Here is a 24,951-nt window from a genome sequence, read left to right on the forward strand (position 1 = left end):
TCATCGCAGCATTAGTAGTAGCTGCTTTTATCGTTTATCCAAAAGTACAAGCTTCTCAACGTGCACAGGCTGAAAGTAATAACATAGCAACAATCCAAGCGGGTGTTAAGGCGCTTTATACATCAGCGTCAAGTTTTACAGGATTAACTAATACTGTTGCTGTTCAGGCTAAAATATTTCCTGATAATATGTTAAATGGTTCAGGTTCTTCTGCAACACCTATCAATGCATTCAAAGGAAATGTTGTCGTAGAATCAGCCGATACAGGGCCTTCCGCAGCAACAGGCTCCTCATTTACAATAACCTATTCAAATGTGCCAGCAGCAGAATGTACCAAGATTATCACTGCAGCCGCAGGGAATTTCTATACAGCAGGTGTAGGAACTGCAGGTAATGTCAAAGCCGCAGGTGAAGTATTAGATGTCGCTAAAACCGCGACGCAGTGTCAAACCGGTGGGAATAGTAATACATTGATATTCACGTCCATATAATGTATATATGAAAATAGCTATCATGTTTAAATAATATGATGGCTATTATATAAGAAATATAATAAAGGTGTGAAATGAATAAGCATAATAAAGAAGGATTCTCTCTGTTAGAGTTATTGCTGGTTTTAGGTATTGTAAGTGCATTGATAATTTCAGCATTTATTATATATCCGAAAGTTCAAACAATGTATCGTGTCGATAAGATAAGCAAAACTATTTTAGGAGCAAAATCGTCGATCCAAGAACTTTATCAAGGTAATGCATATTATGATAAAGGAATCAGTAATCTTAGAAACATTGCTTTTCCCGCCAATACTTATACTAGTAAAAATAATGGATTGCCACGGAATGATTATGGAGGAACATATAGCATACAAGGTCAATTTTCGATATCTTCAGGAGTTTACAGTGGTTTTAGTATCGACGTAACATATGTTCCATCTGCTGACTGTCAGAAAATTATATCTAATGTGTATACTTCATTTCAAGCTGTTGATGTTAGCGGTACTACCGTGTACCAAGCACATATAAAGTTTGGCAATAGGCAAATTGGATTTGATCGTTCTGTAATTGCCGAAGCATGTAACAAGACAGAAAATGTAACCATTCAATTTTATACTTTATAAAAATAATTTGAATCTAAATCATTAAAATCATATGTATCTTCATGCGTTTATTGATTTTTATTATTTGATACTTTTAACTTACTATGCTGAAATTTGATTTCCATAGTAAATGGGTAATTTACTGTTTTTTATTACATATCAATGTTTAATATTACATCCAGTAAAATATACTTTCGAATATTTACTTCATGAATTGTCTGATATGCTTCATATATGGGATATGTACCCTACCCAATGTGTAGTTCCCTTAACGGTAAAAGAAAGGGCCTTTTGGCCCTTTTCTCTTTTATTTGCCACTTAAAACTTCATTTATATTTGTAGCACGCATATATCTCGCAGGATTACTCATCTGATCTTTGAGTGAGATAAAGTGAGCATTACCACAAGTAATTTTCGCATCTTCTTCATTACCAAGACCAATGTGTTTACTTTTTGTTTCTACAACAAAGTAAATATGTTCTTCACCATTGTCTTCAATAACTAAGGCCCAGTCAGGATTGTAGGTTCCCAGTGGAGTCGGTATTTTAAACCAACCGGGAAGCTTCACATAAAGCTTAACTTCATCCTGTTCTTCGAGTTCCTGAGCGAAACGGCCTTCGACTTCAGAATCTTTAGGAACGTATTCGTAAACTGACTTAGACGAGGTTTCAAAAAGATTACGGGCATATCCTGTTAGCTCTTTATCCATAAAGAGACTTTGCGCATACACCTCGCCTTTTAGTGGATAATATTTAATACCATCAACAATTGACAGGCGTTTGCAGTAGTTGATTCGGCCTATAGCTTCACTGATAAACTGCTGTGGATTTTTAGCAAAATCAGCGAGTCTTCCACTCTCTTTCAGGATGGTGCTTAAACTGCGTCTTGTCAGTCCGGTTTTTTCCTGTAGAACACCAAGAATATCTGGCAATGGCTGCTCTGCAACATCAATTACAGTGCTTGTTGTCCCATTAGACAGAGCTTTAACATCAAGGCCAGATTGACTTTGTTTGATCGTTGCTTTGCTGAAACTGACCATTGCTTTTGCTACAGGCTGCATTTCAGAAAGTGATTTCGTACAGGATTTAATCAAAGCTTGTTCATCAAATGCCAGTCGGTACAGCGTTTTTTGACAAATGCGCTGCCATAACGCTTCGAATTCCGGGCTGTTTAAGACTTCTTTCCGGTATTTGATAGTTTTACGCTCATCAGCATTGTTTATATTGAGTCGCCCTGCTGATTTACGCAGGATAGTTTCAATTTGTTCCTGTAGTGAGGCATACTTCTCACTAACAACAAAAGTGTTTTCGAATAATACTTCTTTCAGGGCTTTGGTGATTTTTCCCGATTTTTCAAGATAACCTTCAGTTTGTAGTTCAGACCAAATCTCATGTGAACCTGCGATACCTACACCTTGCGGGGAATCAGAGGCGATCAGATGTGCAAACGCATCTTTTTCGATGATACCAAAACGGATGCCTGTTTCGTTCTCAATTTCACTCTGTAGTCGTTCAGCATAGGCTTCATAATTTTCACTGGCAATTACAGTCAGAATGTTAATGCTGTCATCACGAACACGTTCACCCTCTTGGTTAACACACAGGCGAAGACCACGCCCTAATGTTTGACGACGTTCTCGTTCACTTCCCATCTCTCGAAGGCTACAGATCTGGAATACATTGGGGTTATCCCAGCCTTCTTTCAAAGCAGAGTGTGAAAAAATAAATCTCACCGGATTAGAGAAACTCAAAAGCTTCTCTTTATTTTTCATGATGAGGTTATAACCGCGTTCCGCATTTTCGCGGCCTGCATTATTGCTTTCGGTTGTTTCAGCCCATGCACCTTTTTTATCAATGGAGAAATAACCATCATGAACGTCTTTAGCATGTTCTGGATGAGAAGGAACCAAAGTTTTATATGCGGGGCTTTTAATGGCCTTTAGATATTCTTCTTCAAAGATGCGGGCATATTCACCCGGTTCAAGCAGTCCTTCTTCATTAGTCTGGCGATAGAAATCAACCTTATCAATGAAAAATAGGGTAAGAACCTTGATTTGCTGAGGATTAAGGCGAAGCTCTTTATCCAGATGTTCACGGATTGTACGTCTAATCATATGCCGCTGGATAAGCATTGGGTCAATATCACCTACGATATCACCTTCTTTCATATAGTAGGTATTAGAAGGCGTATCCAGTGTCAGATAGCCTTCTTTGCCCGTGCGGATCTCACTTATCCTGTATCCCTGATAAATATCACGCCCCGTTTCGTCATCAAGTGTCATACCGTCATGCACGGTAATTTCAGAACGATTTACGCCCCCTTTTTTATCGGCTATATCAACAATAAGAGTCGCGCTAATGCTATTCTTCTTATTGTTAATACTGACCAGTTTTACATAGGGGCTATTACTTGCATTTTGGACTTCAAGCCCGGCAACCTCGATCTGTTTGACCAGTTTTTGGTTGTAAGCATCAATGGCATCGAGACGATAGACCATATGATGTTTATGAATATGTGTTGCTGAATAGCGTAAGGTGAACATGGGATGCATTGCATCAAGTGCGGTTTTACCCGCACCGTTTAAACCACCATCAACACTTTGCGGTTCGTCTACAATAATAATTGGACGTGTAGCACGGATTAAATCAATGGGCTTATCCAGATCGTCCACGGTTGTTTTTTCACTGGACTGATAGAGCTTGTTAACATCTTTTTTGTTAATCGCACCCACCGTCATTACCATGATCTGCATAACAGAACTGGTTGCAAAATTTCGAACATCCGCAGGTTTTGCCGAATCATACAGATAGTATTCGTATGGAATACCCGCAAACAGGCTTTTAAAATGCTCTTCAGTGATTTGTAGTGTTTTATAAACGCCTTCCTTGATGGCAACGGAAGGAACAACAATAATAAATTTACTCATGCCGTAGCGTTTGTTCAACTCAAGCATGGTGCGAAGGTAAACATACGTTTTACCTGTCCCTGTTTCCATCTCAACAGTAAAATCATGGCTGTCGAGCACAGGTGAAGGTGGAAGCTGGTTTTTTAACTGAACATTGTTCAGATTTTTAAGCAGTACATCATCTTCGGGTATTTGTGGGTTAACAGGCATTGAACCCGTAGAACCTTCAAATGAGAGAGCACCCTGAGCTGGTGCGAGCACAGTCATTTCGCTTTCCCATTTTTCCTGACCTTCAAACAGATCGCAGACCGATGTTATCGCATTTTTCTGGTATGTAAGGTCTGATTCAAAATGTAGTTTCATCTCATTCCCTTACAGGCTGTGCAGGTTAGTCAGGCCGTGTTGTTCCAGAATGGCACAAAGATTTGTTTTAGCGACGTTATTTTCAAATGCATCATCAAGGAAATAGCAGACCGTATCTTTGCCAGCTTTTAAACTCTTATGCCAGTCAATGATCCCCTTGGCTAGTTCCTCAACAGAAGAGGCAGGGATTTGACGGGTAAAGCAGGTAAACAATTTGCCACCGTCAACGCAAGAAAGGGTTAATCCATCAAACTGACGGGTTTCAACGTTTACACTCAGATCAATACCACGCTTAAGCATCAGTTCAGTCAGCAAGTCATCTTCACTACGGCCTTCAAGGATTGGGCTTACATAAGCATCAAGCTGTTGTGAAAGTGTTTCGGCAGAGGCTTCCCACGGACGAATGTTAGATGTATCGAGTTTAAACACACGAAAACCGACATCACCATTCCATTCTGGATTGTCTTCACGAACTTTTTTACCTGCACGACGCAGGCGTTCTTTTGTTAGCTCTGAAATTTTTAAATTAAGTCCGTTATTAGTACAGAATTCAGCCAGTGTTTTTTGTTCTTTATTATCTGGCGAAATCATTTCAGGGAGCTGAATTAGAATATAGTTTCTATTCCCTCCGTCTTCTTTATTCTTAAGGTAAACTGCATGTCCTGTAGTTCCCGAACCAGCGAAGAAGTCCATCACAAGCGAGTCCTTATTTGTGATCATGCTTATTAGTCTTACTATAAGCTTGGTTGGTTTAGGTGTATCAAATACTTTGACTCCATCAAATAGCGATTTGATTTCCGCATTGGCGTTTCTAGTGCTACCTGCAAAGTCATAAGGCCACCAAGTTTGGTTTACCACACCTGATTTAGTTTCAGAAAGGAATTTTTTTTCCATAGGGAAGTTGGAATCCCCACTTTTCCCCCACCATATTCTATCTTCTTCCTGTAACTCACTTAATATATCTTTTGGGCGACGCCAGCATGTTCCATCTGGTGGATAAATAGATTTACCCATTGGGTTAATCAAAGGATAATAATCTCTCTCACGAAATTCGCTTCTTGTTAACGGTGTTGCTAACCATACACCTCGTGGGTCATTGTCTGGATTTTTGTAATTAGATAATTGCTTTTCATTTCTATCTAAAAGATTAAGAGACAACTGACCATTATGATACAAAAAAAGGTGATTGTGGGTTTGAGCTATAGATATAGAGTCATTCCCCGGGGTATCTTTCGACTGCCATACAATGTTGGCAATGAAATTTTCCTCGCCAAAGATTTCACTACACATCTTCTTAACATTGTCTGATTCGATATCATCGACATTAACTGCGATAACGCCATCTTTTCTTAAAAGATTCTTAGCAAGTTTCAAACGTGGATACATCATATTTAACCAATCGGTGTGATAGCGACCACTGGTTTCGGTATTCGTGCTGCGTCGAGAACCCTCTTCTGTTTGCCCTGTGATCTCAAGATAATTTTTAATGTTATCTTGGAAGTTATCAGGATAAACAAAATCTTTCCCGGTGTTATAAGGCGGATCGATGTAAATAAGCTTTACTTTTCCGGCGTAGCTTTTTTGAAGGAGCTTTAACACCTCAAGATTATCACCCTCGATCATGAGATTCTTGGTGTTATCCCAATCAACGCTTTCATATTTACATGGGCGTAATGTGCCACGGGATGGGGTAAGAGCAAGCTGACGTGCCTGACGCTTACCATGCCAGTTCAGGCCATAGCGCTCTTCTCTGTCGCCTACATTTTCACCCAAAAGCTGCTTTAAAACCTCAAAATCAATACTGCCTTCATTAAAAGCTTCAGGAAACAATGATTTAAGTTTGATAATGTTATCTTCAGTGATATTCATTGATTGTAGTTCTGGCATATCAGAAGTTATTTTTTTCATAAAAAGTATCCATCATGAGGTCACGGGAAAGCAGTGTCCGAAATTGGTAAGCATTTTACGGCATGAAGTCATAGCCATCAACCAGTGATGGCTATTCAAATATATCTAAAACAATGGGTTACATGCTACTATGTGATTTGTTATCAAGCGGTTAGGCTTGGTTTTCTAAACCCAAACGAGCATCTGTGGAAAATTCAAACGGTCTGACCATACCGTTTCTGCTTGCATCAAGGTAGTCAGCCCACCACTGAAGCATCAGGCGGCGCTGGTCAAGGTGTTTGGCTTTGTGGGTGTAAGCCGCACGGACGCTATTGCTTTCCTTGTGACTCATCTGAAGCTCTACAGCGTCTTCTGACCATAAACCGGATTCAATTAAGGCACTACAGGCCAGTGTGCGGAAACCGTGTCCACAGATGTCCTGCTTCGTGTCATAGCCCATATTACGGAGGGCTTTGTTGATTGTGTTTTCGCTCATTGGCTTAAACGAGTCATAACAGCCTGTAAAGATTAATCCATCATCATGGCCTTCTTCATAAGTCAGTTGTCGGATCTCTTTGAGTATCTTCATGGCCTGCTTACAAAGGGGAACGAAGTGCTTACGCTTCATTTTAGCCCCACGAGTTGAATGTTTGACGTTTTCAATCGCTTCACGCTGTTCGGGTATCACCCATAACTTACTTTTGAAATCAATTTCTGACCAGCGAGCGAAACGCAACTCACTGGAACGAATGAAAATCATCAGATTGAGCTGTATTGCCAGTATGGTTAACCTGCGGCCTTTGTATTCGGCAATTTTGTTCAGTAGCTGGGGTATTTCTTCCAGCTCAAGTGCAGGGCGGTGTTCAGTTTGTGGTTTCTGAACTGCACCTTCCATATCATAGGCTGGGTTATGGCGTATCAGCTTTTGCTGGACGGCATGACGCAGGATTGCCGTAATGTATTGTTGAATGCGCATGGCAACTTCAAGATAACCAAGAGCCTCAACTTTTTTCACCGGAACCAGCAGATCACCCGTATCCAGTTCGGCAACATCTTTGTCACCGATTACCGGGAAGACATAAGTTTCAAGGCGCTTCCATACGGCATCACCATAATCATCAGACCATTTTGTTTTCGTGGAGAACCACGCTTTGGCTACCGTTCTGAAGGAGCGTGTATTATCACGTTTGGCTTTAAGCTCTTTAACCTCTGCCTGTTTCTTTGCATTAGGGTCAATACCCTGAGCCAGAAGCCTTCTGGCTTCGTCACGGCGTTGTCTTGCGTCAGAAAGAGAAACAGCAGGGTAAACACCAATAGAGAAGAGTTTTTGTTTCCCTTCGAAGCGGTAAGCCATTTGCCAGTATTTCGAACCTTTAGGGGTAACACGAAGGAACATACCAAAGCCATCAGTAAGCTTGTATTCCTTCTCAAGGGGTTTTGCATTTTTTACTTTAATATCAGTCAGTGACATGAAAACACCCCCTCATTTGTTGGTAAAAGGGAAATCGAACCAGCATTACCAGCATTTTTACCATCAAAATGATATGGCTTCGAGTGGTTTTTAGTGAACGAGGGTGAACGACTGAGAGGGGATAACCAATTGATAGAAATGCAGAAAGCAGACGTTAGTGAACGTCTGCTTTCTTGAAAATGGCTCCTCTGACTGGACTCGAACCAGTGACATACGGATTAACAGTCCGCCGTTCTACCGACTGAACTACAGAGGAATCGTGTGAACGGGGCGCATGATATCTAGCATGCCTGATACTGTCAACGCTAAATTAGTACATTTGAGCCGACTGCTCAGCATCTGAACAAAATATGCTGTCTTTCAAATTAAAGCCGCCGGTAAAATTACTTTTAGCCGATTTTCCACTTAATCCATTGAGTTGAATCAGCTTATCGGAATATCTTGATTTGCCATACATGGAATTCTATTCGGTATAATTTATCGCCTTTATGTTTCCCAACGTTTTAGTCTGGCGAGGGGGTTTTGGCGATAAAAAGTACAAAAATGCTGATAAACCGCCGGGAAGCGATTTTCTAACAATTCAGGCGCACTGAAAAAATATTCTGACAACACAGCAAAACATTCTGCTGGATCACTGGCGGCATAAGCATCCATGCTGGCAGCTTCAATACCGACCATATCTATCTCATCTTGAATATTGTCCATCGCCTGATGTAGGTCATATTCCCATGCAGCGACATCACGCATGGCAATGGGTGGCACGCCATTCGCATTACCGCCATTGCGCATATCCAGTTTATGAGCCGCTTCATGGATAACCAGATTAAAACCTGATAAATCAAATGAATCCTGAATATCTTGCCAATTAAGCACAATAGGGCCTTGTTCCCAACTCTGGCCTGCTTGCACCGTCTGACCCGAATGTACCAGGCCGACATCATCTTGCCAGACGTCATCAACCACAAAAGGGGAAGGATAAATCAGCACTTCATGAAAGCCATCTAACCATTTAGCACCCAATTCCATCACTGGCAGGGCGAATAATAGCGCCAGGCGGGCCTGCATCAACGGCGTTAATTCCAAGCCTTGCAGCGGTACTAGCCGTTTTTGTTGCAGTAACTGACTTGCTACCGCGACGAGCTGCTGTTGCTCCTGCTCATTTAAAGGTGCCAGTAAGGGGATACTCAGCGCTTCACGCCATTGTGCAAGCATCTCCGCTTGCGGTTGATTTGCTTTCCACAGCCACTTAATCATCAGGTTGCTCACAAAGTGATAATTCAACGTCTAAAGCAGGAGAGGCTGTGGTAAACATGCCGTAAAAGAGGACATAAACACAACCGTTTCATGGAGAGATAGTCAAACAGCTGAAAGGAGAGTCTCGAAAATCGTTGAGAGAAAAGCCTTTCAGGGAGGGGGGGATCTCTCTCGCTCTTCCAATATTCAAGCACTTATAGAAAAAAATTTCAGCGATCCTTATCACATTAAGTCTGTTAATTGGTTTGATAAATAACACCTCGAGCCAGCTTTTGACTAAGGTACCAGTTACAGAGTCAATGATGAAGTTAGTTAAAAGAATTCTTAAAAAGGCCGAATGAAGGCCTGCTAACTGTTCGCGTTAGGGGATTTGGTGAGCAGCGTAAGACGGCAGGTTACAAAGCCGTCTTACGCTATTTTATGCAGTAAAAATAATAAGTTAGTTATCTTTCTTTTTACCGAAAATCTTCAGTAAAGCACCGATGGCACAACCCATCACTACGCCCAGAATTACCCATTCAGTAAACGACATAATCAAACCTTTGCATTTGTTTGGCCTGATTATATAAATTATTCCCCAGTTGTGCACGTTGGGTCTGCCCAACCTTTATAGCTTCGCCAGCATCTCTCTGGTGACCAGAACAATACCGCTATCCGAACGATAGAAACGGCGGGCATCCTCATCGGCATTTTCACCAATTATCATTCCCTCAGGAATAATACTGGCGCGATCAATTACGCAACGTTTCAATCGGCTGGAGCGGCCTACATTGACATCGGGTAGCAATACACAAGAATCAATATGGCAGAAAGAATTGACGCGCACCCGGGAGAATAAAACGGAGTTAACCACCACGGAACCCGAGATAAAACAGCCGCCAGAAACCAAGGTATTCATGGTCATGCCGTGACTACCAGACCGGTCTTGGACAAATTTTGCCGGGGGCAATGGTTCGGCATAAGTACGTATTGGCCAATGGGGGTCATACATATCCAGCTCAGGAATGATTGCCGCCTGATCAAGATTAGCCTGCCAATAGGCATCCAGCGTCCCAACATCGCGCCAATAATCAGGGGCATCTGGCGAAGTAGAAACGCAAGATAAAGAGAACGGATGTGCCCAAACATGACCTTGTTCGGTGATTTTAGGCAGTATATCTTTACCAAAATCATGGCTGCTGCTTTCATCCGCATGGTCACTTTCAAGCAGACTAAATAAGAACTCAGCATTAAACACATAAATCCCCATGCTGGCCAGGCTACGGTCAGGTTTACCGGGCAATGTTGGCGGATTTTCGGGCTTTTCCCAGAACATTTTCACTTGCAGGTCTTCGGATACTTCCATTACCCCAAAAGCGCTGGCCTCATCCTTGGGGACTTCAATACAAGCGACAGTGCAGGCTGCGCCACTTTCGGTGTGATCTAGCAGCATGCGCGAGTAATCCATTTTATAAATATGGTCTCCTGCCAGAATCACAATATATTCAGCACGATAGCGACGGATAATATCCAAGTTCTGGAAAACCGCATCGGCAGTACCGGTATACCAATGCTCGTGTCCCTGACGTTGTTGCGCCGGTAATAAGTCAACAAATTCATTCATTTCTTCGCTGAGAAATGACCAACCATGCTGGATATGTTGCACCAAGGTATGTGATTGATATTGGGTAATCACCCCAATACGGCGAATGCCCGAATTAAGGCAATTAGATAATGCGAAATCGATAATGCGGTATTTACCTCCGAAATGAACTGCCGGTTTGGCACGGACAGACGTAAGGTCTTTAAGGCGTGAGCCGCGGCCACCTGCAAGGATAAGGGCTACAGCTTTATTGGGAAGTTGTCTGGCCGACATCACTCTGTCGAGATCGCCTGCTTTTCGCATGTCAGATTCCTTATGATTGATTATATGTATAGCCGTTGGACTACTGGCTATTTCTGTCAACCTCATGCGCTAAATGCTGCTTGGATAATAGCCCAGAAGGGGCTGATACCTCCTCAAGTATAAATATCGTTAATGACATAATCGGCTAATTATCATTCAAACAATGAGAAGCGAATCATGTTTAGCGCGTGCCAACATAAATATTTTTGTGGCAGACACCTTGGGTAACAGCAGGTAGGTTTATTTTTTCTGTTCATTGTGGGGTGAGTTTTTGTCGACCATACTCGATAAGGTCAAAATATTCGTAGTTTTAATAAGGATATAAAAATATGACAGTAGCAAGTTATCGTCTGCGATTACCCGCGCTAGCCTTAATGTTAAGTAGTTTTGCTCTTGGTGCGGCCCCGGTGATAACCGCACCGGCCGGTTATACTTTGGAGCGCGTGGTTATTTTGAGTCGTCATGGTGTTCGTTCCCCGACGAAACAAACACAGTTAATGAATGAGGTAACACCTGATAAATGGCCACAATGGCCGGTAAAAGCCGGGTATTTAACGCCCAGAGGCGCGCAATTAGTTACCCTGTTGGGGGCATTCTATGGTGAATACTTCCGCAGTCAGGGGTTATTGCCCGCCGGTTGCCCGCCAGAAGGTACGGTTTATGCACAAGCAGACATAGATCAGCGAACCCGCCTAACAGGGCAGGCCTTTCTTGATGGGGTAGCACCAGGTTGCGGCCTGGAGGTACATTATCAAGCTGATTTGAAAAAAACTGACCCGCTATTCCACCCGGTGGAAGCGGGTGTTTGTAAGGTAGATTTAGCCCAAACTCGTCAGGCCGTTGAGCAACGGTTAGGAGGGCCTTTAACCACATTGAGCCAGCGTTATGCCAAACCTTTTGCTCAGATGGGAGAAGTGCTGAATTTTGCTGAATCTCCTTTTTGTAAGTCACTACAACAGAAGGGGAAAACCTGTGATTTTGCCACCTTTGCGGCCAATGAAATTGACGTGAATAAAGACGGGACAAAAATCTCGCTAACGGGGCCGCTGGCGCTGTCATCAACCTTGGCTGAGATTTTCTTGTTACAAAACTCGCAGGCCATGCCGGATGTTGCCTGGCACCGCCTGAGTGGTGCGGAAAATTGGGTTTCATTATTATCGCTGCATAATGCCCAATTTGATTTAATGGCCAAAACGCCTTATATCGCCCGCCATAAAGGCACTCCTTTGCTGCAACAGATTAATACCGCATTGGTATTGCAGCGCGATGCTCAGGGGCAAACATTGCCTTTATCACCGCAAACCAAAGTGCTTTTCCTTGGTGGCCATGATACCAATATTGCCAATATTGCAGGGATGTTGGGGGCGAATTGGCAATTACCACAACAACCGGATAATACCCCGCCAGGTGGGGGATTGGTATTTGAGCTTTGGCAGCACCCGGATAACCATCAGCGGTATGTGGCAGTGAAAATGTTTTATCAAACAATGGATCAGCTACGGAATGTTGAGAAATTAAACCTGACAACTAATCCTGCCGGGATTATTCCCATTGCGGTTGAAGGTTGTGAAAACATGGGTGATGACAAGCTTTGTCAGCTTGAGACTTTCGAAAAGAAAATAGCCCAAGTGGTTGAACCTGCCTGCCATATTTAAAATGACCCCACCCAGAGGAAATTATTACCTTTGGGTGGGATTCCTGTTTTACTGTAATAAGATCAGTTGTTTTGTGATTTGTTTTCTTAATTAAGTTTCATTATTACTGTTGTTATGTGAAAACAGATTTAATGACAATGTTATTAATATAAGACACCCTAATAGACGCACATTGATACGAATAATGTTGAGTTTTAATCTACCCAATATTTGTCTGGGAAAATAGACTAACCTAATCTGACCAAATCAAAAGGCACATAGCGTTCACCGGTGTGTAGCAACTCGACAACCCGCTCGCGCTCTGCTTGCACGGGAGCAAGGCCTTCAGCATGAATAGCCTTTGCTACATCAATTTCACCGGTTTGTGCGACCATAACACGTTTGCCTGGAATAATTTGGTTTCTGTTTCTGTCATAGACTTTAACCATATTAACCTCCAATAGTTCACTGTCCTAAAACTATTATAGGATTGGCTTGCTTGGTGTGAAAAATGATATTTATTTTTTTCGCGAGGATCAAGTCAGAAAAGCATTTTTTTTGCATGATCTCGGGCATAGATAGTGCTGTGGCATCACTATAGGGTAGATAAAAAACTCGCCTTATCAGCGAATTTTTTATTTAGTCAATCGGCTGTCGAAGATTTTGCGCTATATCAGCGTTTTATGGGTCAATGATTCCAATATCTTTAGCGGGGACTGCTGAGGGTGTTTCATTCCTTCAACCGGCAGTAAGAAAGTTTGCTCCAGCATATATTGGCCGCCCATTGCTGCATGGGGGGTTTGGTCTGAAAAACAAATCCAGCTACTGCCAGAAGGGAAATCAATAGCTTGTTGTCTGCCGTTTTTTTGATAATCCAAGTCTGATTTCATTTTATCATGCAGTTGGAGCATTAAATGGTCGTAGTGGCTGCGGCGGCGTTTTGTGATGCCAACTTTATGTTGCAGCCAACTGCTAATAGGAGAATAGCTATCAAGTTGTGGTAAATAACGGCTGGCCAGTTGAGTAAAATCTTCCCCGACCCGCCATGATCGGGGTTCACCATGCGGATTGATATTGGTGAATATACGGATGATACGTTCACCATAATTAGGGCGCGATGGGAAAGCATCAACATGTAAGCGGCTATCATCTTTACGCCATGATGTTTTATCGCGCCAGGCAGTCACTGGATGCAAACGCAGACTATTGGTTGGGCTGCGCAGCGCAGTGGTATATTCCGGCAGCAATTGATTTACCAGACTGAGGCAGCATTGATAATAGCGCTCAAGTAGCTGACGGGTTAATGCAACTTTACTTGCATCTGTGACGCCGATTAGTGTGCCTTCCTGCGGTTTGAAGCTGATGTTTTTACGTTTTACATCAACCAATGTTGGGTCAAGCAACAGTTTTTCCTGTTCACTCAACTCAAAGGCCAGATGAGGCAAAAACAGTACTTTACCTTGCTCTAAGGCTTCTATGGCGCTGGCACTTTCGGTTTCATTTTGATCCCAAGTGCTATAAGGCAGCGTAAGAATCGATGAATCTAACGCATGGCTTTGATTATTACTGTTCATCAACGATCCATTTCTAAACATAAATTATGTAAATAATAACTTTTTATTATAGATAATGTGAGGGTTGAATCATAAATTTTAGATTTTGCTTGCTTTACTTAACTGCGCTAATGGGGGAAAGCGCCGCATTATGGGGGATGATTTTACAATTGAAGTCTGGATTTCGGCATGTTCTGACCAGCGGTCAATAATAGTATCTAATTGTTCCATAGAATGAATATATAAACGGCTAACAAAGCAATCGTCACCAGCCACTTTGTCACATTCAACACATTCTAAGGTTCCCTGAATCATTTCTTGCATTATGTGCCGCATTCCAGCCAAGGGTTTGACGCGCACAATGGCCTGCAAACTATAACCGAAAGCCCGGTGGTCTAAGTCTAAAGTATAGCTGCGGATGATATTACGTTCTTCAAGACGCCGCAGGCGTTCAGATGTACTGGGAGACGAAAGTTCAACTTGCTGAGCCAGGTCTTTCAGGGATATTCGTGCATTCTCTGCTAAAATGGCGATCAATTGTTCGTCAATCTTATCCATATCTACCGGCCTCTTATTATTAGGTGCAATAGCATTATTATAGATATCATTTTGAGTTATTAACGTTATTTACCTAACAAATATAATGATTTTTTGAGTAAAAGGCTAATTTAAGAACGTCGACTGTAGCAATAAAGACCCGGTATAACTTTGATGGCGACCATAATGGTCTAATTATCTGAAGAGCTGGGTTTGTTGCAGGATAAAATCATCCCCACCGGGCTGCCGATAGGGGATAAAAAGTTTTGATGCAGATGTTTAATGTCCGATTGCAGATGTATTAGTTAATGATGGTTTTTCATTCAAATTATTGGTTTTAATAGACTTATTTTGCAGATAGGCAAGATCGTAGACATCATAAAAGTCTATTTCACCTTTATTACTGAGAATGTTTTTAAAGCGAAGCTTAAAATCATCACTGATATCTTTGCTATTTAATATTTCTTCAATTGCCTGTGTTGATAATGCACGGCTAAAGAACCACTCACCGTTATAACAAACACGTAAATCAAGAACACCAATATCTTCAAACTTAAAGACGGGTTTGATTTCCATCATTAAAATTGCTGACATCAGTACAAAGAAAAGGGTAAAGGCAATCATATAGCCGGTACCAAAATAAGGTGTTAAGTACATTAAAATTAAGACAAAAAAGTATGAAATTAGCATTGCGAGACAGAGGTAGGGGTGTTTGTAGACAAAATCGCTGTTAAATTTTAACCGACCATCTCTATTTTCTTTTTGGTTTATTCTTGCGATGTCATCGATTAATATTTTTTTAATTATGTCCATAATTATAACCTTGTGATTAATAATTCATAAAAATAAAACCATAATGGTTTGTTATATAATAGCATGGAAAGGTAAATTGAAAGTATATCAATTCGACTAATTAGTTTACAAAACTGTTATAGTTAAGGGTAGGATAAAACAAGCATATGATTTATTAATCAGGTGAAAGCAATCACTCGGGCAAAGATTTCACCTGATAATCCTGTTAACTATAGGGCAAAACAGTGCTAAACGGTCAGGACAATTTTACCAATATGCGCACTGCTTTCCATCAATTCATGGGCTTTGGCTGCTTTTTCTAATGGGAAAGTCTGAAATATCTGTGGCTTTATTTTGTGCTCCCCTAGCAGAGGCCAAACCTGTTGCTCCAACTCTTTGGCGATTAACGCTTTTTCTGCAACACTACGCGAACGTAATGTGGAACCTGTATGTGTCAGGCGTTTTAGCAGCATTAACATAAGATTAAGATCTTTAGCACTGCCATGCTGAGTACCAATTTGAACAATGCGACCATTCATAGCTGCCGCTTCATAGTTACGTGCGACATAATCACCAGCAATTAAATCAACAATAACATCGGCTCCTTTATCTGCTGTGGCTCGTTTGGTTTCATCGACAAAGTCTTCTGTGTGGTAATTAATGGCAATATCCGCACCTAATGCCAAACATGCCTGGCGTTTTTCCTCTGAACCCACGGTGACTATGACTGTTTTGGCACCAAATGCCTTACTCAATAAAACTGCCGTCGTCCCTATACCAGAAGATCCTCCGTGGATAAGTACTGTTTCTCCGGCAGTTAGATGGCCGCGCTGGAACAAATTGGCCCATACAGTGAAGAATGTCTCGGGTAATGCCGCCGCTTCGATATCAGTGAGGCTGGCAGGGATAAGTAAAGCATTGGTTTCATGTATGACACAGTACTGGGCATAACCACCACCTGCGATAAGTCCACACACTTTATCTCCAACCTTAAAACGGCTGACATTTGAGGCGCTTGCAACCACAACACCTGCAATCTCTAAGCCTGGGATATCCGAAGCTCCGGGCGGTGGAGCATATTGCCCACGGCGTTGCATTACATCTGGACGGTTTACCCCAGCGGCGGTGACTTTAACCAGTATTTCGCCATCTGCTGGAATAGGTATTGGTCGTTTTACGGGGACTAATACTTCTGGCCCCCCAGAATGCATTATTTCAATCGCGACCATATCTGCCGGAAGCTGTGTTGACGATGTCATAATATTCCTCTTATCACATTAGGTACTAAGTCAGAAATCATGCGAATGATTAAGTCACTATCTTAGCCTTATAATTAAAAATAGGTCATAGCAACACCGCACTTAAGTGATAAGGATTTTGTAAAAATTTGAAGGTATTGCTGGATTTGAAGATTTTGCTGGAGTAGAAAGCAAAAAAAAGCGCCGTATAAGATGCGGCGCATAAATTAGCAAAGGAGTTTACATGTTTACTTTATTGCATGGTCACAATACTGGCCAAGAGATGTTTGGAACGTTTTGATTCTAAAACCCTCTATCATGAACAAATATAGGTATAAATCCGAAACTAACGTAAACGTGACCACAGCTCCAAATTTTTCTCAGTAATAAAGTTTAGGCTTTGTACTGCCAGCAGACCTGATACTGATATATTTTATCTTGCAGCAAATTATCGCTATGGACACTGGGGCTCCATGAATCATCTCCACCAACTCCCATATGGAAACCATCAATATTCAACCATGTCCCTGGTTCTTCTTGGAGTAAATGCTGATGACTGGTAGCCATTAGCTGCTGTGTACTGTAGCGGCTGATACCAAAATGGAACTGACCTGTTAACTGCCAATGACCATAATTCAAACGCTGGGTATTGCAGCGCAACCCATTTTCACTTGGGAATATATAAGGGGTATGCATTTGGTTAAGAGGTAGCTTCCAATGACCGTATTGTGCTGAGAGTTGGCGGTCAGGGTAGTTTTCATGTGGGCCTAACCCAAACCAGTCAACATTTTCTGAGACATCAGATAATTGGCAACACAACCCAATTCTGGCTGGGGAGGGGAGTGACGCGGCAACCTGAACCCTAACGTCAATGGTCATTCGACCATCCTTATCAAAGCGATATAACCAATGTGTATGCAACAGCTGTTCGTTGGCGAATGTATAGCCATATTCAACACTAATTTGCACTGAGTTGGATAAATTATCAGCCTGTAGTGATAAACAATGCTGTTCCAGGTTATACATTCCTGCTTTTTTCCAGCGCTCAACCCAAGCATTAGGATCAATGCGTGTTGCTTCGCTGATGCCAATATCGTTATCTAAGGGGGCACGAACAAATTGATCACGTAATGGGGCCAGTAACATAGCATTATCACCGACCCACCATTGTTCTAACAGCCCAGTTTGACGGCTAAATTGCCAACGTTGTTGCTGATTAGTCACGATAATATAATGTGCATCTTGGTATAACTGGAGGCTATTTGGCGCAATAACGTCTACCACGGGTCTTGGGGGGAAAGACAGTGCCTGCGGTAAAGGCCACTGATGCCAAGCGCAACGATGATTATTTGGCGACCAAGGTGTTTTCTCCACTTGTCTGACTTCAACATTCAACCAGACATTCGCTGCTTTATTGATGGCGGGCAATTGCGAAGACAGAGTGTAATGTTGTGTACTTTCTGGGAGCAAATTTAGCTCGAGACTTCCTTCCTGTACTAATTCACCTTCTGATTCTATTCGCCAATAAAGATGTTCATTATCACTGCTGCGGAATAAAAATTCACTTGTTACGCTTATCACTAGCGGTGTGGTGCTGAGCAATGAAAATTGGAAAAACTGTTGGGCGCATTGTGCCTCATACAAACTTGGGTGTGGGGTACGATCTGGGAAAACTAGCCCATTCATACAGAATTGGCGATCATTCGGACTATCACCAAAATCGCCACCATAAGCCCAATAAGGCTGACCATTTTCATCATTACGGGTGAGGCTCTGGTCTACCCAATCCCACACAAACCCGCCTTGTAGCCGAGGATATTGCCGAAATGCTTGCCAATAGCGGGCAAATCCGCCAAAGCTATTTCCCATTGCATGGGCATACTCGCACAATATCAACGGGCGAGACTCATTTGGTAAACCAATCCATTTCTTAATTGACCATTTAGGTACCGCCGGAAATAGTTGGTCTTCATCCACACGGGCATACATTGGGCAAACAATATCAGTAGCAGGAGTATTTGCCCCACCTCCTTCATATTGTACTGGTCGAGTGGGGTCGTTGGTTTTTATCCAGCGATAGAGAGCATCATGGGTGGCTCCGTGGCCTGATTCGTTACCTAATGACCAGATAATAATACAAGGATGATTACGATCACGCTGTACCATTCGGGTAACCCGCTCGCTGAAATCAGAGAACCACTGAGGGTCATCTGCTAGCCGCACCATTGGCTGCATTCCATGAGTTTCAATATTGGCTTCGTCAACAACATACAGCCCGTAGTGGTCACACAAGCGATACCACAATGGGTGATTGGGGTAGTGGGAACAGCGTACGGCATTAAAGTTATGTTGTTTCATCAGAATGATGTCTTGCAGCATACTTTTTTTATCTATGGCTTGGCCGGTTTGGGGGTGATGTTCATGACGGTTGACCCCACGAATCAACACGGCTTTACCATTAACTTTCAGCTGGCCTTGATGAATTTCAACTTGCCGAAAACCGACATCATAAGCTTCTGCTTCTATTAGTTTTTGCTCAATATCGAGTAGGGAAATAACAGCGCGATACAAAGTAGGCTGTTCTGCGCTCCATAATGACGGGCTTTCTACGCGAAGGCTCAATTGAGTACGGTCAGTATAATGGCCTCGCTCGTCGATAACCTGCGAGCCAAGAGGTTGCAGTAAACTTGTGACCAAGGTATCAGCCAACCAAAGTTGTACGCGGACTTGATAGGCTCCGGTGACTTGCGGGTTATTGAGACTGAGTGGTGGGATATTAATTGCCGCCATCACTTCTAAATTGGCAGAGCTGAATTCAGGAGATAGGTGGGTTGCAATATGAATATCCCGCAAATGAATATTCGGTTTATGCAGTAAACTGACATCACGGAAGATCCCGCTCATGCGCCACATATCCTGATCTTCAAGATAGCTGCCATCACTCCAACGTAACACTAACACCGCAATGCGGTTATTACCTGCTTGTAAATAAGGAGTGAGATCGAATTCGGCGGGTAGGCGACTATCTTGCGAATATCCGACCCATTGGCCATTACACCACAGATAAAATGCAGAACTGACACCATCAAAAATGATACGAGTTTGCCCTGACGCTAACCAGTCTGGTGCCAAAATAAAATCTTGCGAATAGCAGCCAGTTGGGTTTTCCTGCGGCACTCGTGGAGGATTGACGGGAATAGGGTATTGCACGTTGGTGTAAATCGGTTTGTCATAACCATGAAGTTGCCAGTTAGCGGGCACTGGCAGTGGGCTTGCTCCAGGCAGGTCATGCTCAGCCCAATCATCAGGCACTAATTCGGGTTGGGTAAAATAGCTGAAAGACCACTGCCCATTGAGTGATAGCCGCTGAGGTGAGTAGGAGTCGCTTTTTGCGGCATCAAGGTCACGCCAACTATGAAATGGAGGATGCGCTTCGAGGCGGTGATATTGTGTCACCTGCGGATTTTCCCAATCCCGACGAGACAGAATCTGCGTTAGGGTCGGTTTAGCCTGTTGTTGAGTTTTTTGCGGTGACATCATGGTATCAGCCTCATATTTTGCGAATATTCTTTTGTTTTGGGCAGCGATAAGAATAAATGTTATGCGCTCACAATTACGATATGACCAAGATGAATTCAGTGGAAAGCAAAGTAAATAGCAGTTAGTTAAATAGTCGAGAGTGATCGCATTTATTCACTTTTATGCACTTTAGGGTTAAATGTGGCTGTTGTCTGGCGTATGGTCAGTTTGGTAGCGAGTAACAAAGACTCAGAAGGTGGTTCAATTGTCATTGTATGGTGCAGCCTGACAATCAAGCGAGAAACACTTTCTTCACCTAGTAATCTGAAGTTTTGTCTAATAGTGGTGAGTGGTGGTTGAAAATAGGCACTGTCTGCGGTGTCATCATAACCAATGACAGAGACTTGAGCGGGTACTTCGATATTGTGTTCATGGAGTGCCCTTAGTACACCAAGAGCCATTTGGTCGTTAGCAACTAAAATGGCACTAAAGGGGGTTGCACTGGTAATGAGCTTTGTCGTTGCCTGATAACCACTCCGTGCGTTCCATTCACCGTGATAGACCGCCTGAGGTGCTAATGAGGCTTTATTGAGTGTCTGTAACCAACCTTGATAGCGTAATTGGGCAGAGATAGCCTCTTTGGGCCCACAGATAAACACAATCTGCTGATGGCCTAATGCAATAAGGTGTTCTGCGCCCTGAATTGCGCCTTCTTTAGGGTCGAATAAGACACTAAAAGCGGTAGATTGTGGGTCTACATCAAGGAACAGCACTGGCGTATCAACGCATTGTTGAGCAATTTTTTGGCTGCGCTTCGACTTTAAAGGGACATTGACTAAAATACCATCAACGCGTTGGGCCAATAATTCATTTATAGCTTGCTGGCAGGCGTGCTCACTATGGTTATCAACCATGGCAATGACAACGTTGTAGCCTAATTCACGGGCTTTTCTTTTAATCGCAGCCGCTATTTGCGAGGGGGCATGCAAAGACAGGTCAGTGGTGGCCAACCCCAGTGTCAGGCTATGCTTACCGGCTAATTGCTGCGCAACCCGGTTGGGAACATAGTTCAACTCGGCCATCGCCAATTCGACCTTATTGCGGGTTTTAGGCGAAACATGAGGCGCATGGTTTAAAACACGCGATACAGTTTGATATGAAACACCCGCCTGCAGTGCAACATCATCTAAAGTAGCAGACTTGTGCTTCATGTATTCCTCTCAGGTATGGACGGCTTCTTACTATAGCAAATTCAATAGATAAACTTTCACTAGCCCTCCACAAAGCTGATGAAAACAGGCGGCTGAATCTATTTTTCACTCTTGGTACTAAAAGCGGGTCATTATCATCGCGGATTAATAATAATCTTTGTGATTATTCTGCCTAAAACTAGGCATCAAGAGTATAATAAATAGCTTTTTTGACTTTATTTTAGTCACACAAACAAGAATCTTCAGTTTGCTTGCTAAAAAGAGTTGCTATTAGATGCCGGTCATGAGTTAATGCGTCTCGGCCTGTGGTACAGACCTATTTATGCACGACATCTTGAGTAAAGTGGTTCATATTTAAAGCGTTATCGTTGATAGCTCTTCACTGACGAATTTCCTTCATAGTGCCTCCATAAGTAACGACTGATAACCGGCTATAACACGCCCATGGTGGCAAAATTTTTTAATAAAGGAAATAAACATGTCTAACATGATGAAAGGTCAAGTAAAGTGGTTCAACGAGTCTAAAGGCTTCGGTTTCATCACTCCAGCTGATGGCAGCAAAGACGTGTTCGTTCACTTCTCTGCAATCCAAGATCAAGGCTTCAAGACCCTGGCTGAAGGCCAGAATGTACAGTTCTCTATCGAGAACGGTGCTAAAGGTCCGTCTGCAGCAAACGTAACTGCAATCTAATTGGCCTTTGGCTGATTATAAAAAAACCCGCTAAGGCGGGTTTTTTACTTTCTGATGTAAAGCAAAACTAAAATTGCTAACCCTCCTCATAACCGCACTGATTAAATTATCAAATTCATCCTCTTTTTGATCGCTTTCTCTTCAATATATTCACCAAAGACATATCGTTTAGGGTGCGTAAACCTTATCATTCTCACCTGATTCTGTACTACACTAGCAGCATTGACTTAATCGAAGGTAATATCATGAAAGTGAATGATCGGGTGACGGTAAAAACCGATGGCGGCCCACGACGCGAAGGGGTTGTTTTAGAAGTAGAACAGTTTAGCGAGGGGGTTATGTATCTGGTTGCGCTGGAGGATTATCCCGCTGGCGTCTGGTTCTTTAATGAAATTGACAGCCATGATGGCACTTTTGTTGAGCCACTTCATCAGTAGCATTTTTACTCCCTTCATCTGCTGAGTCTTTAGTGAGCGGCAATAAAAAAACCGGAGCAAGAGAAATATCTCGGCTCCGGTTTTTTATTTACTTTTCTCAATCATAACTTGGTTGAATTGCTGCTAGCGATAACTTAGAAGGTTTCCCAATTTAGCGAGTCATCACTTGGTTTTTTATTTATATTGGCTTTATTCTGGCCTGCGGCAGTCAATGTTGGAGTTTTAAGCGCTGCAGTAGAGTTGCGGCCCTTCAAATGGAATACCGCAACCGCTTGGGTTAGCATTTCAGCTTGTTGTTCCAAAGAGGCCGCAGCAGCTGAGGCTTCCTGTACTAAAGAGGCGTTTTGCTGCGTCACGTTGTCCATTTCGGAAACGGCTTGTGCAACCTGGCTAATACCTCGGCTTTGTTCATCAGAAGCAGATGCTATCTCACCCATAATATCCGTTACATGGGTAACCGCCGTTACTATCTCCTTCATCGTCTTACCGGCATCAGAAACCAGAATTGAACCATCGCCAATGAGCTCAACCGAAGCTTCAATTAATAGTTCTATTTCTTTGGCAGCATCAGCACTGCGTTGGGCCAGATTTCGAACTTCGCTGGCGACGACGGCAAAGCCACGACCTTGCTCACCTGCTCGCGCTGCTTCAACGGCGGCATTCAACGCCAGAATGTTGGTTTGGAAAGCAATACTGTTAATAACATTAGTAATTTCAGCAATTTTCATTGAACTGAGGGATATTTTATCCATTGTGCTGACGACATCATTAACGATATCACCACCTTGGGCTGCCTTACCTGAGGCATTTGCTGCCAATTGGCTGGCATGGTGCGCATTCTCTGCATTCTGTTTAACGGTTGCCGTCAGTTGCTCCATGCTGGCAGCCGTTTGTTCAAGTGACGCTGCTTGTTGCTCGGTTCGTGCGGAGAGGTCGGTATTGCCCAGAGCTATCTCACTGGAGCCCTGATATATAGATTCGGCGCTGCTACGAACGGCTTCGACAGTAGAGGATAATGAATCCTGCATCTGCTGAATATTACTCCCTAATACCCCAATTTCGTTGCGTCCAAATAGGACTGCGCTCTGTGTCAAATCTCCCTGAGCAATGCGCTTAATACGTTCGACCAACCAGTTAATCGGCTTGATGATGACTTTGCTTATCACTAAAAAAGCGATTAATGTCAGCAAAATAGCCAGAATAAATGCCCCTCCCATTAGAAGATAGCCCAGGCGTGCTTCTTCTTTTGCTGAAAGATTAATTTGATTGGCAAGTTCTGTACGATATTTGAGTGCTTTTAGTAATGGCTCATTGTATGCGCCATCCAACTGATTAAGTTTTTCTGCCTCTAACGAGATAACTTCTTCAAAATGACCTTCTTTAGTCGCATCCAACATGGGTTTCATCCCATCGTTGCGATACTCTGCGTAGGCTTTTTTCAGTGGTGCATCTAAAGCGGTGTCAGTTTCGGATTTAATAGGGCGGTTATAATAGAGGTCAAACATTTGCTGTGATTGAGCAATGCGACTTTCTGCATTTTTCAGACCCTGTTGATAACCTTGGGTGTCGCCGATACGCGCTGATGATGCTGCTTGAATCAAAATAAGGCGTGCAGTACGTAGGTGATCCGAGCTGTTGGACAGGCCCAGACGAATATCCAGTTCTTGAGTCGCTTCTTCCAGCGATTGGTTACTTTGTTTTAAAAAGTAGCCAGACGTACCAATTGCCGCTGCAAACAACAGCAGTATTCCCGCCAAAATGGCGATAAACAGAGTGACCAGACGCACGTTATTAACAAATAATACTTTCGCATCTTTATTATGTTCTGGCGTTATTTTGATATCCAATGGCTTATGCGTACTTCCACGTTTCATTGTTAGTTCCGTTTCTATAGTCGCTCGAGGAAAGGTCCTTGCCTGATAACCCTACTTGACATTACCGTGTTGCTCGCTGCTTTATGGCAATGTCAATACTTCAGGTGTTGGCATCGCTACTTATGTTGATTCACCCCTATATTTAAATAATCATCACAGTCCTTTAAGAACCTATCGGCAAAGGACTTAAAATAGTTAGAGCCATAAGTGAGATCAGGATCGCAATTTGACTTAAATATTCCTCATGTTTCTGTAGTCGTGTCAGAGACTTGCTGATTTGTTCTTGGTTTTGTACCCAGCCAGAGATTAGGGTTGTCTCAACAAAGGAGTGTTTATCGAAGGGCTTATTTTTGGAAATAGGGTTTATGGTGATGCTGGCTAATTAAAAGCAACCGCTATTTACGTTATCATTCCAATAATATTAATTAATGCTTTTTGGTTTAAGTTTTGTTTATAAATATAACCTTTACATAATTATCCCTCACAACTATACTCTTGGAAAATTTCGGTGGAGAAACTAATGGATACGCAAAGTAGTAGTCAAATAAGCAAGGCAAGCTAACTTATCTCCCAACCGATTTGTTGCTTGCCGAAAAATGGCGGG

At 42.6% G+C, this 24,951-nt stretch carries 18 protein-coding genes and 1 tRNA gene; 5 read left to right on the forward strand and 14 right to left on the reverse strand.

All coding sequences use genetic code 11. The annotated features are described in order from the left end of the window. Both YROHD0001_RS0118120 and YROHD0001_RS20580 read left to right on the forward strand, forming a co-directional pair. Positions 1-491 (forward strand): type 4 pilus major pilin (locus YROHD0001_RS0118120; RefSeq protein ID WP_032817214.1); only part of this gene is annotated, 491 nt, incomplete at its 5' end. A 74-nt stretch (positions 492-565) separates the two neighbouring features. Then, entirely contained in the window at positions 566-1,117 is a 552-nt protein-coding gene (locus YROHD0001_RS20580; RefSeq protein WP_032817217.1) for a type 4 pilus major pilin, read from the forward strand. A gap of 286 nt (positions 1,118-1,403) precedes the next feature. On the opposite strand, the gene YROHD0001_RS06260 is transcribed toward YROHD0001_RS20580, so the two are convergent. From YROHD0001_RS06260 to glgC, 6 genes are all read right to left on the reverse strand, one after another. Beyond that, entirely contained in the window at positions 1,404-4,364 is a 2,961-nt protein-coding gene (locus YROHD0001_RS06260) for a type III restriction-modification system endonuclease (RefSeq protein ID WP_032817219.1), read from the reverse strand. Between the two features lie 9 nt (positions 4,365-4,373). Beyond that, a complete protein-coding gene (locus YROHD0001_RS06255; protein WP_004715365.1) occupies positions 4,374-6,272 on the reverse strand; it encodes a site-specific DNA-methyltransferase in 1,899 nt (632 codons plus the stop codon). Positions 6,273-6,423: 151 nt separating this feature from the next. Continuing rightward, positions 6,424-7,722, reverse strand: coding sequence for a tyrosine-type recombinase/integrase (locus YROHD0001_RS06250; RefSeq protein ID WP_004715366.1), 1,299 nt, complete (start codon positions 7,720-7,722; stop codon positions 6,424-6,426). Between the two features lie 180 nt (positions 7,723-7,902). Next, positions 7,903-7,978 (reverse strand) — tRNA-Asn (locus YROHD0001_RS0118130). 230 nt (positions 7,979-8,208) lie between these two features. Further along, the gene (mtfA, locus tag YROHD0001_RS06245) at positions 8,209-8,976 is read right to left on the reverse strand and encodes a DgsA anti-repressor MtfA (RefSeq protein ID WP_032817221.1); all 768 of its coding nucleotides are present in this window, start codon (positions 8,974-8,976) and stop codon (positions 8,209-8,211) included. Positions 8,977-9,583: 607 nt separating this feature from the next. Further along, a complete protein-coding gene (gene glgC, locus YROHD0001_RS06240) occupies positions 9,584-10,861 on the reverse strand; it encodes a glucose-1-phosphate adenylyltransferase (RefSeq protein ID WP_004715370.1) in 1,278 nt (425 codons plus the stop codon). A 329-nt stretch (positions 10,862-11,190) separates the two neighbouring features. Between glgC and YROHD0001_RS06235 the strand changes: the two genes are divergently transcribed. Next, positions 11,191-12,516, forward strand: a complete 1,326-nt coding sequence (locus YROHD0001_RS06235) for an AppA family phytase/histidine-type acid phosphatase (RefSeq protein WP_004715371.1) — start codon at positions 11,191-11,193, stop codon at positions 12,514-12,516. A gap of 227 nt (positions 12,517-12,743) precedes the next feature. On the opposite strand, the gene ydfZ is transcribed toward YROHD0001_RS06235, so the two are convergent. The 7 genes from ydfZ to YROHD0001_RS06200 form a co-directional block, all read right to left on the reverse strand. Continuing rightward, entirely contained in the window at positions 12,744-12,944 is a 201-nt protein-coding gene (gene ydfZ / locus YROHD0001_RS06230) for a putative selenium delivery protein YdfZ (RefSeq protein ID WP_004715372.1), read from the reverse strand. A 219-nt stretch (positions 12,945-13,163) separates the two neighbouring features. Continuing rightward, entirely contained in the window at positions 13,164-14,069 is a 906-nt protein-coding gene (gene kdoO / locus YROHD0001_RS06225; protein WP_004715373.1) for a Kdo hydroxylase KdoO, read from the reverse strand. Positions 14,070-14,147: 78 nt separating this feature from the next. Next, a complete protein-coding gene (locus tag YROHD0001_RS06220; protein ID WP_004715374.1) occupies positions 14,148-14,606 on the reverse strand; it encodes an Lrp/AsnC family transcriptional regulator in 459 nt (152 codons plus the stop codon). Between the two features lie 258 nt (positions 14,607-14,864). Beyond that, positions 14,865-15,398, reverse strand: a complete 534-nt coding sequence (locus tag YROHD0001_RS06215; protein ID WP_004715375.1) for a YlaC family protein — start codon at positions 15,396-15,398, stop codon at positions 14,865-14,867. 227 nt (positions 15,399-15,625) lie between these two features. After that, positions 15,626-16,636: an NAD(P)H-quinone oxidoreductase gene (locus tag YROHD0001_RS06210; RefSeq protein WP_004715376.1), complete on the reverse strand. Its 1,011-nt coding sequence runs from the start codon at positions 16,634-16,636 to the stop codon at positions 15,626-15,628. A 372-nt stretch (positions 16,637-17,008) separates the two neighbouring features. Continuing rightward, on the reverse strand, positions 17,009-20,155 hold the full coding sequence (locus YROHD0001_RS06205) for a beta-galactosidase (RefSeq protein ID WP_004715377.1): 3,147 nt from the start codon (positions 20,153-20,155) through the stop codon (positions 17,009-17,011). Between the two features lie 149 nt (positions 20,156-20,304). Then, positions 20,305-21,345 (reverse strand): LacI family DNA-binding transcriptional regulator, encoded by a 1,041-nt coding sequence (locus YROHD0001_RS06200; protein WP_004715378.1) that lies wholly within the window; start codon positions 21,343-21,345, stop codon positions 20,305-20,307. A 478-nt stretch (positions 21,346-21,823) separates the two neighbouring features. On the opposite strand from YROHD0001_RS06200, the gene cspE reads away from it, so the two are divergent. Together cspE and dsrB are read left to right on the forward strand one after the other, a co-directional pair. Further along, positions 21,824-22,036, forward strand: a complete 213-nt coding sequence (cspE, locus tag YROHD0001_RS0118135; protein ID WP_002210893.1) for a transcription antiterminator/RNA stability regulator CspE — start codon at positions 21,824-21,826, stop codon at positions 22,034-22,036. Positions 22,037-22,281: 245 nt separating this feature from the next. Continuing rightward, a complete protein-coding gene (gene dsrB, locus YROHD0001_RS0118140) occupies positions 22,282-22,473 on the forward strand; it encodes a protein DsrB (RefSeq protein ID WP_032817224.1) in 192 nt (63 codons plus the stop codon). A 134-nt stretch (positions 22,474-22,607) separates the two neighbouring features. Here dsrB and YROHD0001_RS06195 read toward each other — a convergent pair whose 3' ends face one another. Beyond that, a complete protein-coding gene (locus YROHD0001_RS06195; RefSeq protein ID WP_032817226.1) occupies positions 22,608-24,347 on the reverse strand; it encodes a methyl-accepting chemotaxis protein in 1,740 nt (579 codons plus the stop codon). Positions 24,348-24,951 lie beyond the last annotated feature (604 nt).

This window comes from Yersinia rohdei ATCC 43380 (genome assembly GCF_000173775.1).
GTDB lineage: Bacteria > Pseudomonadota > Gammaproteobacteria > Enterobacterales > Enterobacteriaceae > Yersinia > Yersinia rohdei.

What these genes read in the sequence shown, in the direction of transcription:
- YROHD0001_RS06260 (WP_032817219.1), bottom strand. Translation starts at nt 4,364, where the DNA reads ATGAAACTACATTTTGAATCAGACCTTACATACCAGAAAAATGCGATA.
- YROHD0001_RS06255 (WP_004715365.1), bottom strand. Translation starts at nt 6,272, where the DNA reads ATGAAAAAAATAACTTCTGATATGCCAGAACTACAATCAATGAATATC.
- ydfZ (WP_004715372.1), bottom strand. Translation starts at nt 12,944, where the DNA reads ATGGTTAAAGTCTATGACAGAAACAGAAACCAAATTATTCCAGGCAAA.
- YROHD0001_RS06200 (WP_004715378.1), bottom strand. Translation starts at nt 21,345, where the DNA reads ATGAAGCACAAGTCTGCTACTTTAGATGATGTTGCACTGCAGGCGGGT.
- YROHD0001_RS06205 (WP_004715377.1), bottom strand. Translation starts at nt 20,155, where the DNA reads ATGATGTCACCGCAAAAAACTCAACAACAGGCTAAACCGACCCTAACG.
- dsrB (WP_032817224.1), top strand. Translation starts at nt 22,282, where the DNA reads ATGAAAGTGAATGATCGGGTGACGGTAAAAACCGATGGCGGCCCACGA.
- YROHD0001_RS06215 (WP_004715375.1), bottom strand. Translation starts at nt 15,398, where the DNA reads ATGGACATAATTAAAAAAATATTAATCGATGACATCGCAAGAATAAAC.
- YROHD0001_RS06220 (WP_004715374.1), bottom strand. Translation starts at nt 14,606, where the DNA reads ATGGATAAGATTGACGAACAATTGATCGCCATTTTAGCAGAGAATGCA.
- glgC (WP_004715370.1), bottom strand. Translation starts at nt 10,861, where the DNA reads ATGCGAAAAGCAGGCGATCTCGACAGAGTGATGTCGGCCAGACAACTT.
- YROHD0001_RS06250 (WP_004715366.1), bottom strand. Translation starts at nt 7,722, where the DNA reads ATGTCACTGACTGATATTAAAGTAAAAAATGCAAAACCCCTTGAGAAG.
- cspE (WP_002210893.1), top strand. Translation starts at nt 21,824, where the DNA reads ATGTCTAACATGATGAAAGGTCAAGTAAAGTGGTTCAACGAGTCTAAA.
- YROHD0001_RS06210 (WP_004715376.1), bottom strand. Translation starts at nt 16,636, where the DNA reads ATGACATCGTCAACACAGCTTCCGGCAGATATGGTCGCGATTGAAATA.
- kdoO (WP_004715373.1), bottom strand. Translation starts at nt 14,069, where the DNA reads ATGAACAGTAATAATCAAAGCCATGCGTTAGATTCATCGATTCTTACG.
- YROHD0001_RS20580 (WP_032817217.1), top strand. Translation starts at nt 566, where the DNA reads ATGAATAAGCATAATAAAGAAGGATTCTCTCTGTTAGAGTTATTGCTG.
- YROHD0001_RS06195 (WP_032817226.1), bottom strand. Translation starts at nt 24,347, where the DNA reads ATGAAACGTGGAAGTACGCATAAGCCATTGGATATCAAAATAACGCCA.
- YROHD0001_RS06235 (WP_004715371.1), top strand. Translation starts at nt 11,191, where the DNA reads ATGACAGTAGCAAGTTATCGTCTGCGATTACCCGCGCTAGCCTTAATG.
- mtfA (WP_032817221.1), bottom strand. Translation starts at nt 8,976, where the DNA reads ATGATTAAGTGGCTGTGGAAAGCAAATCAACCGCAAGCGGAGATGCTT.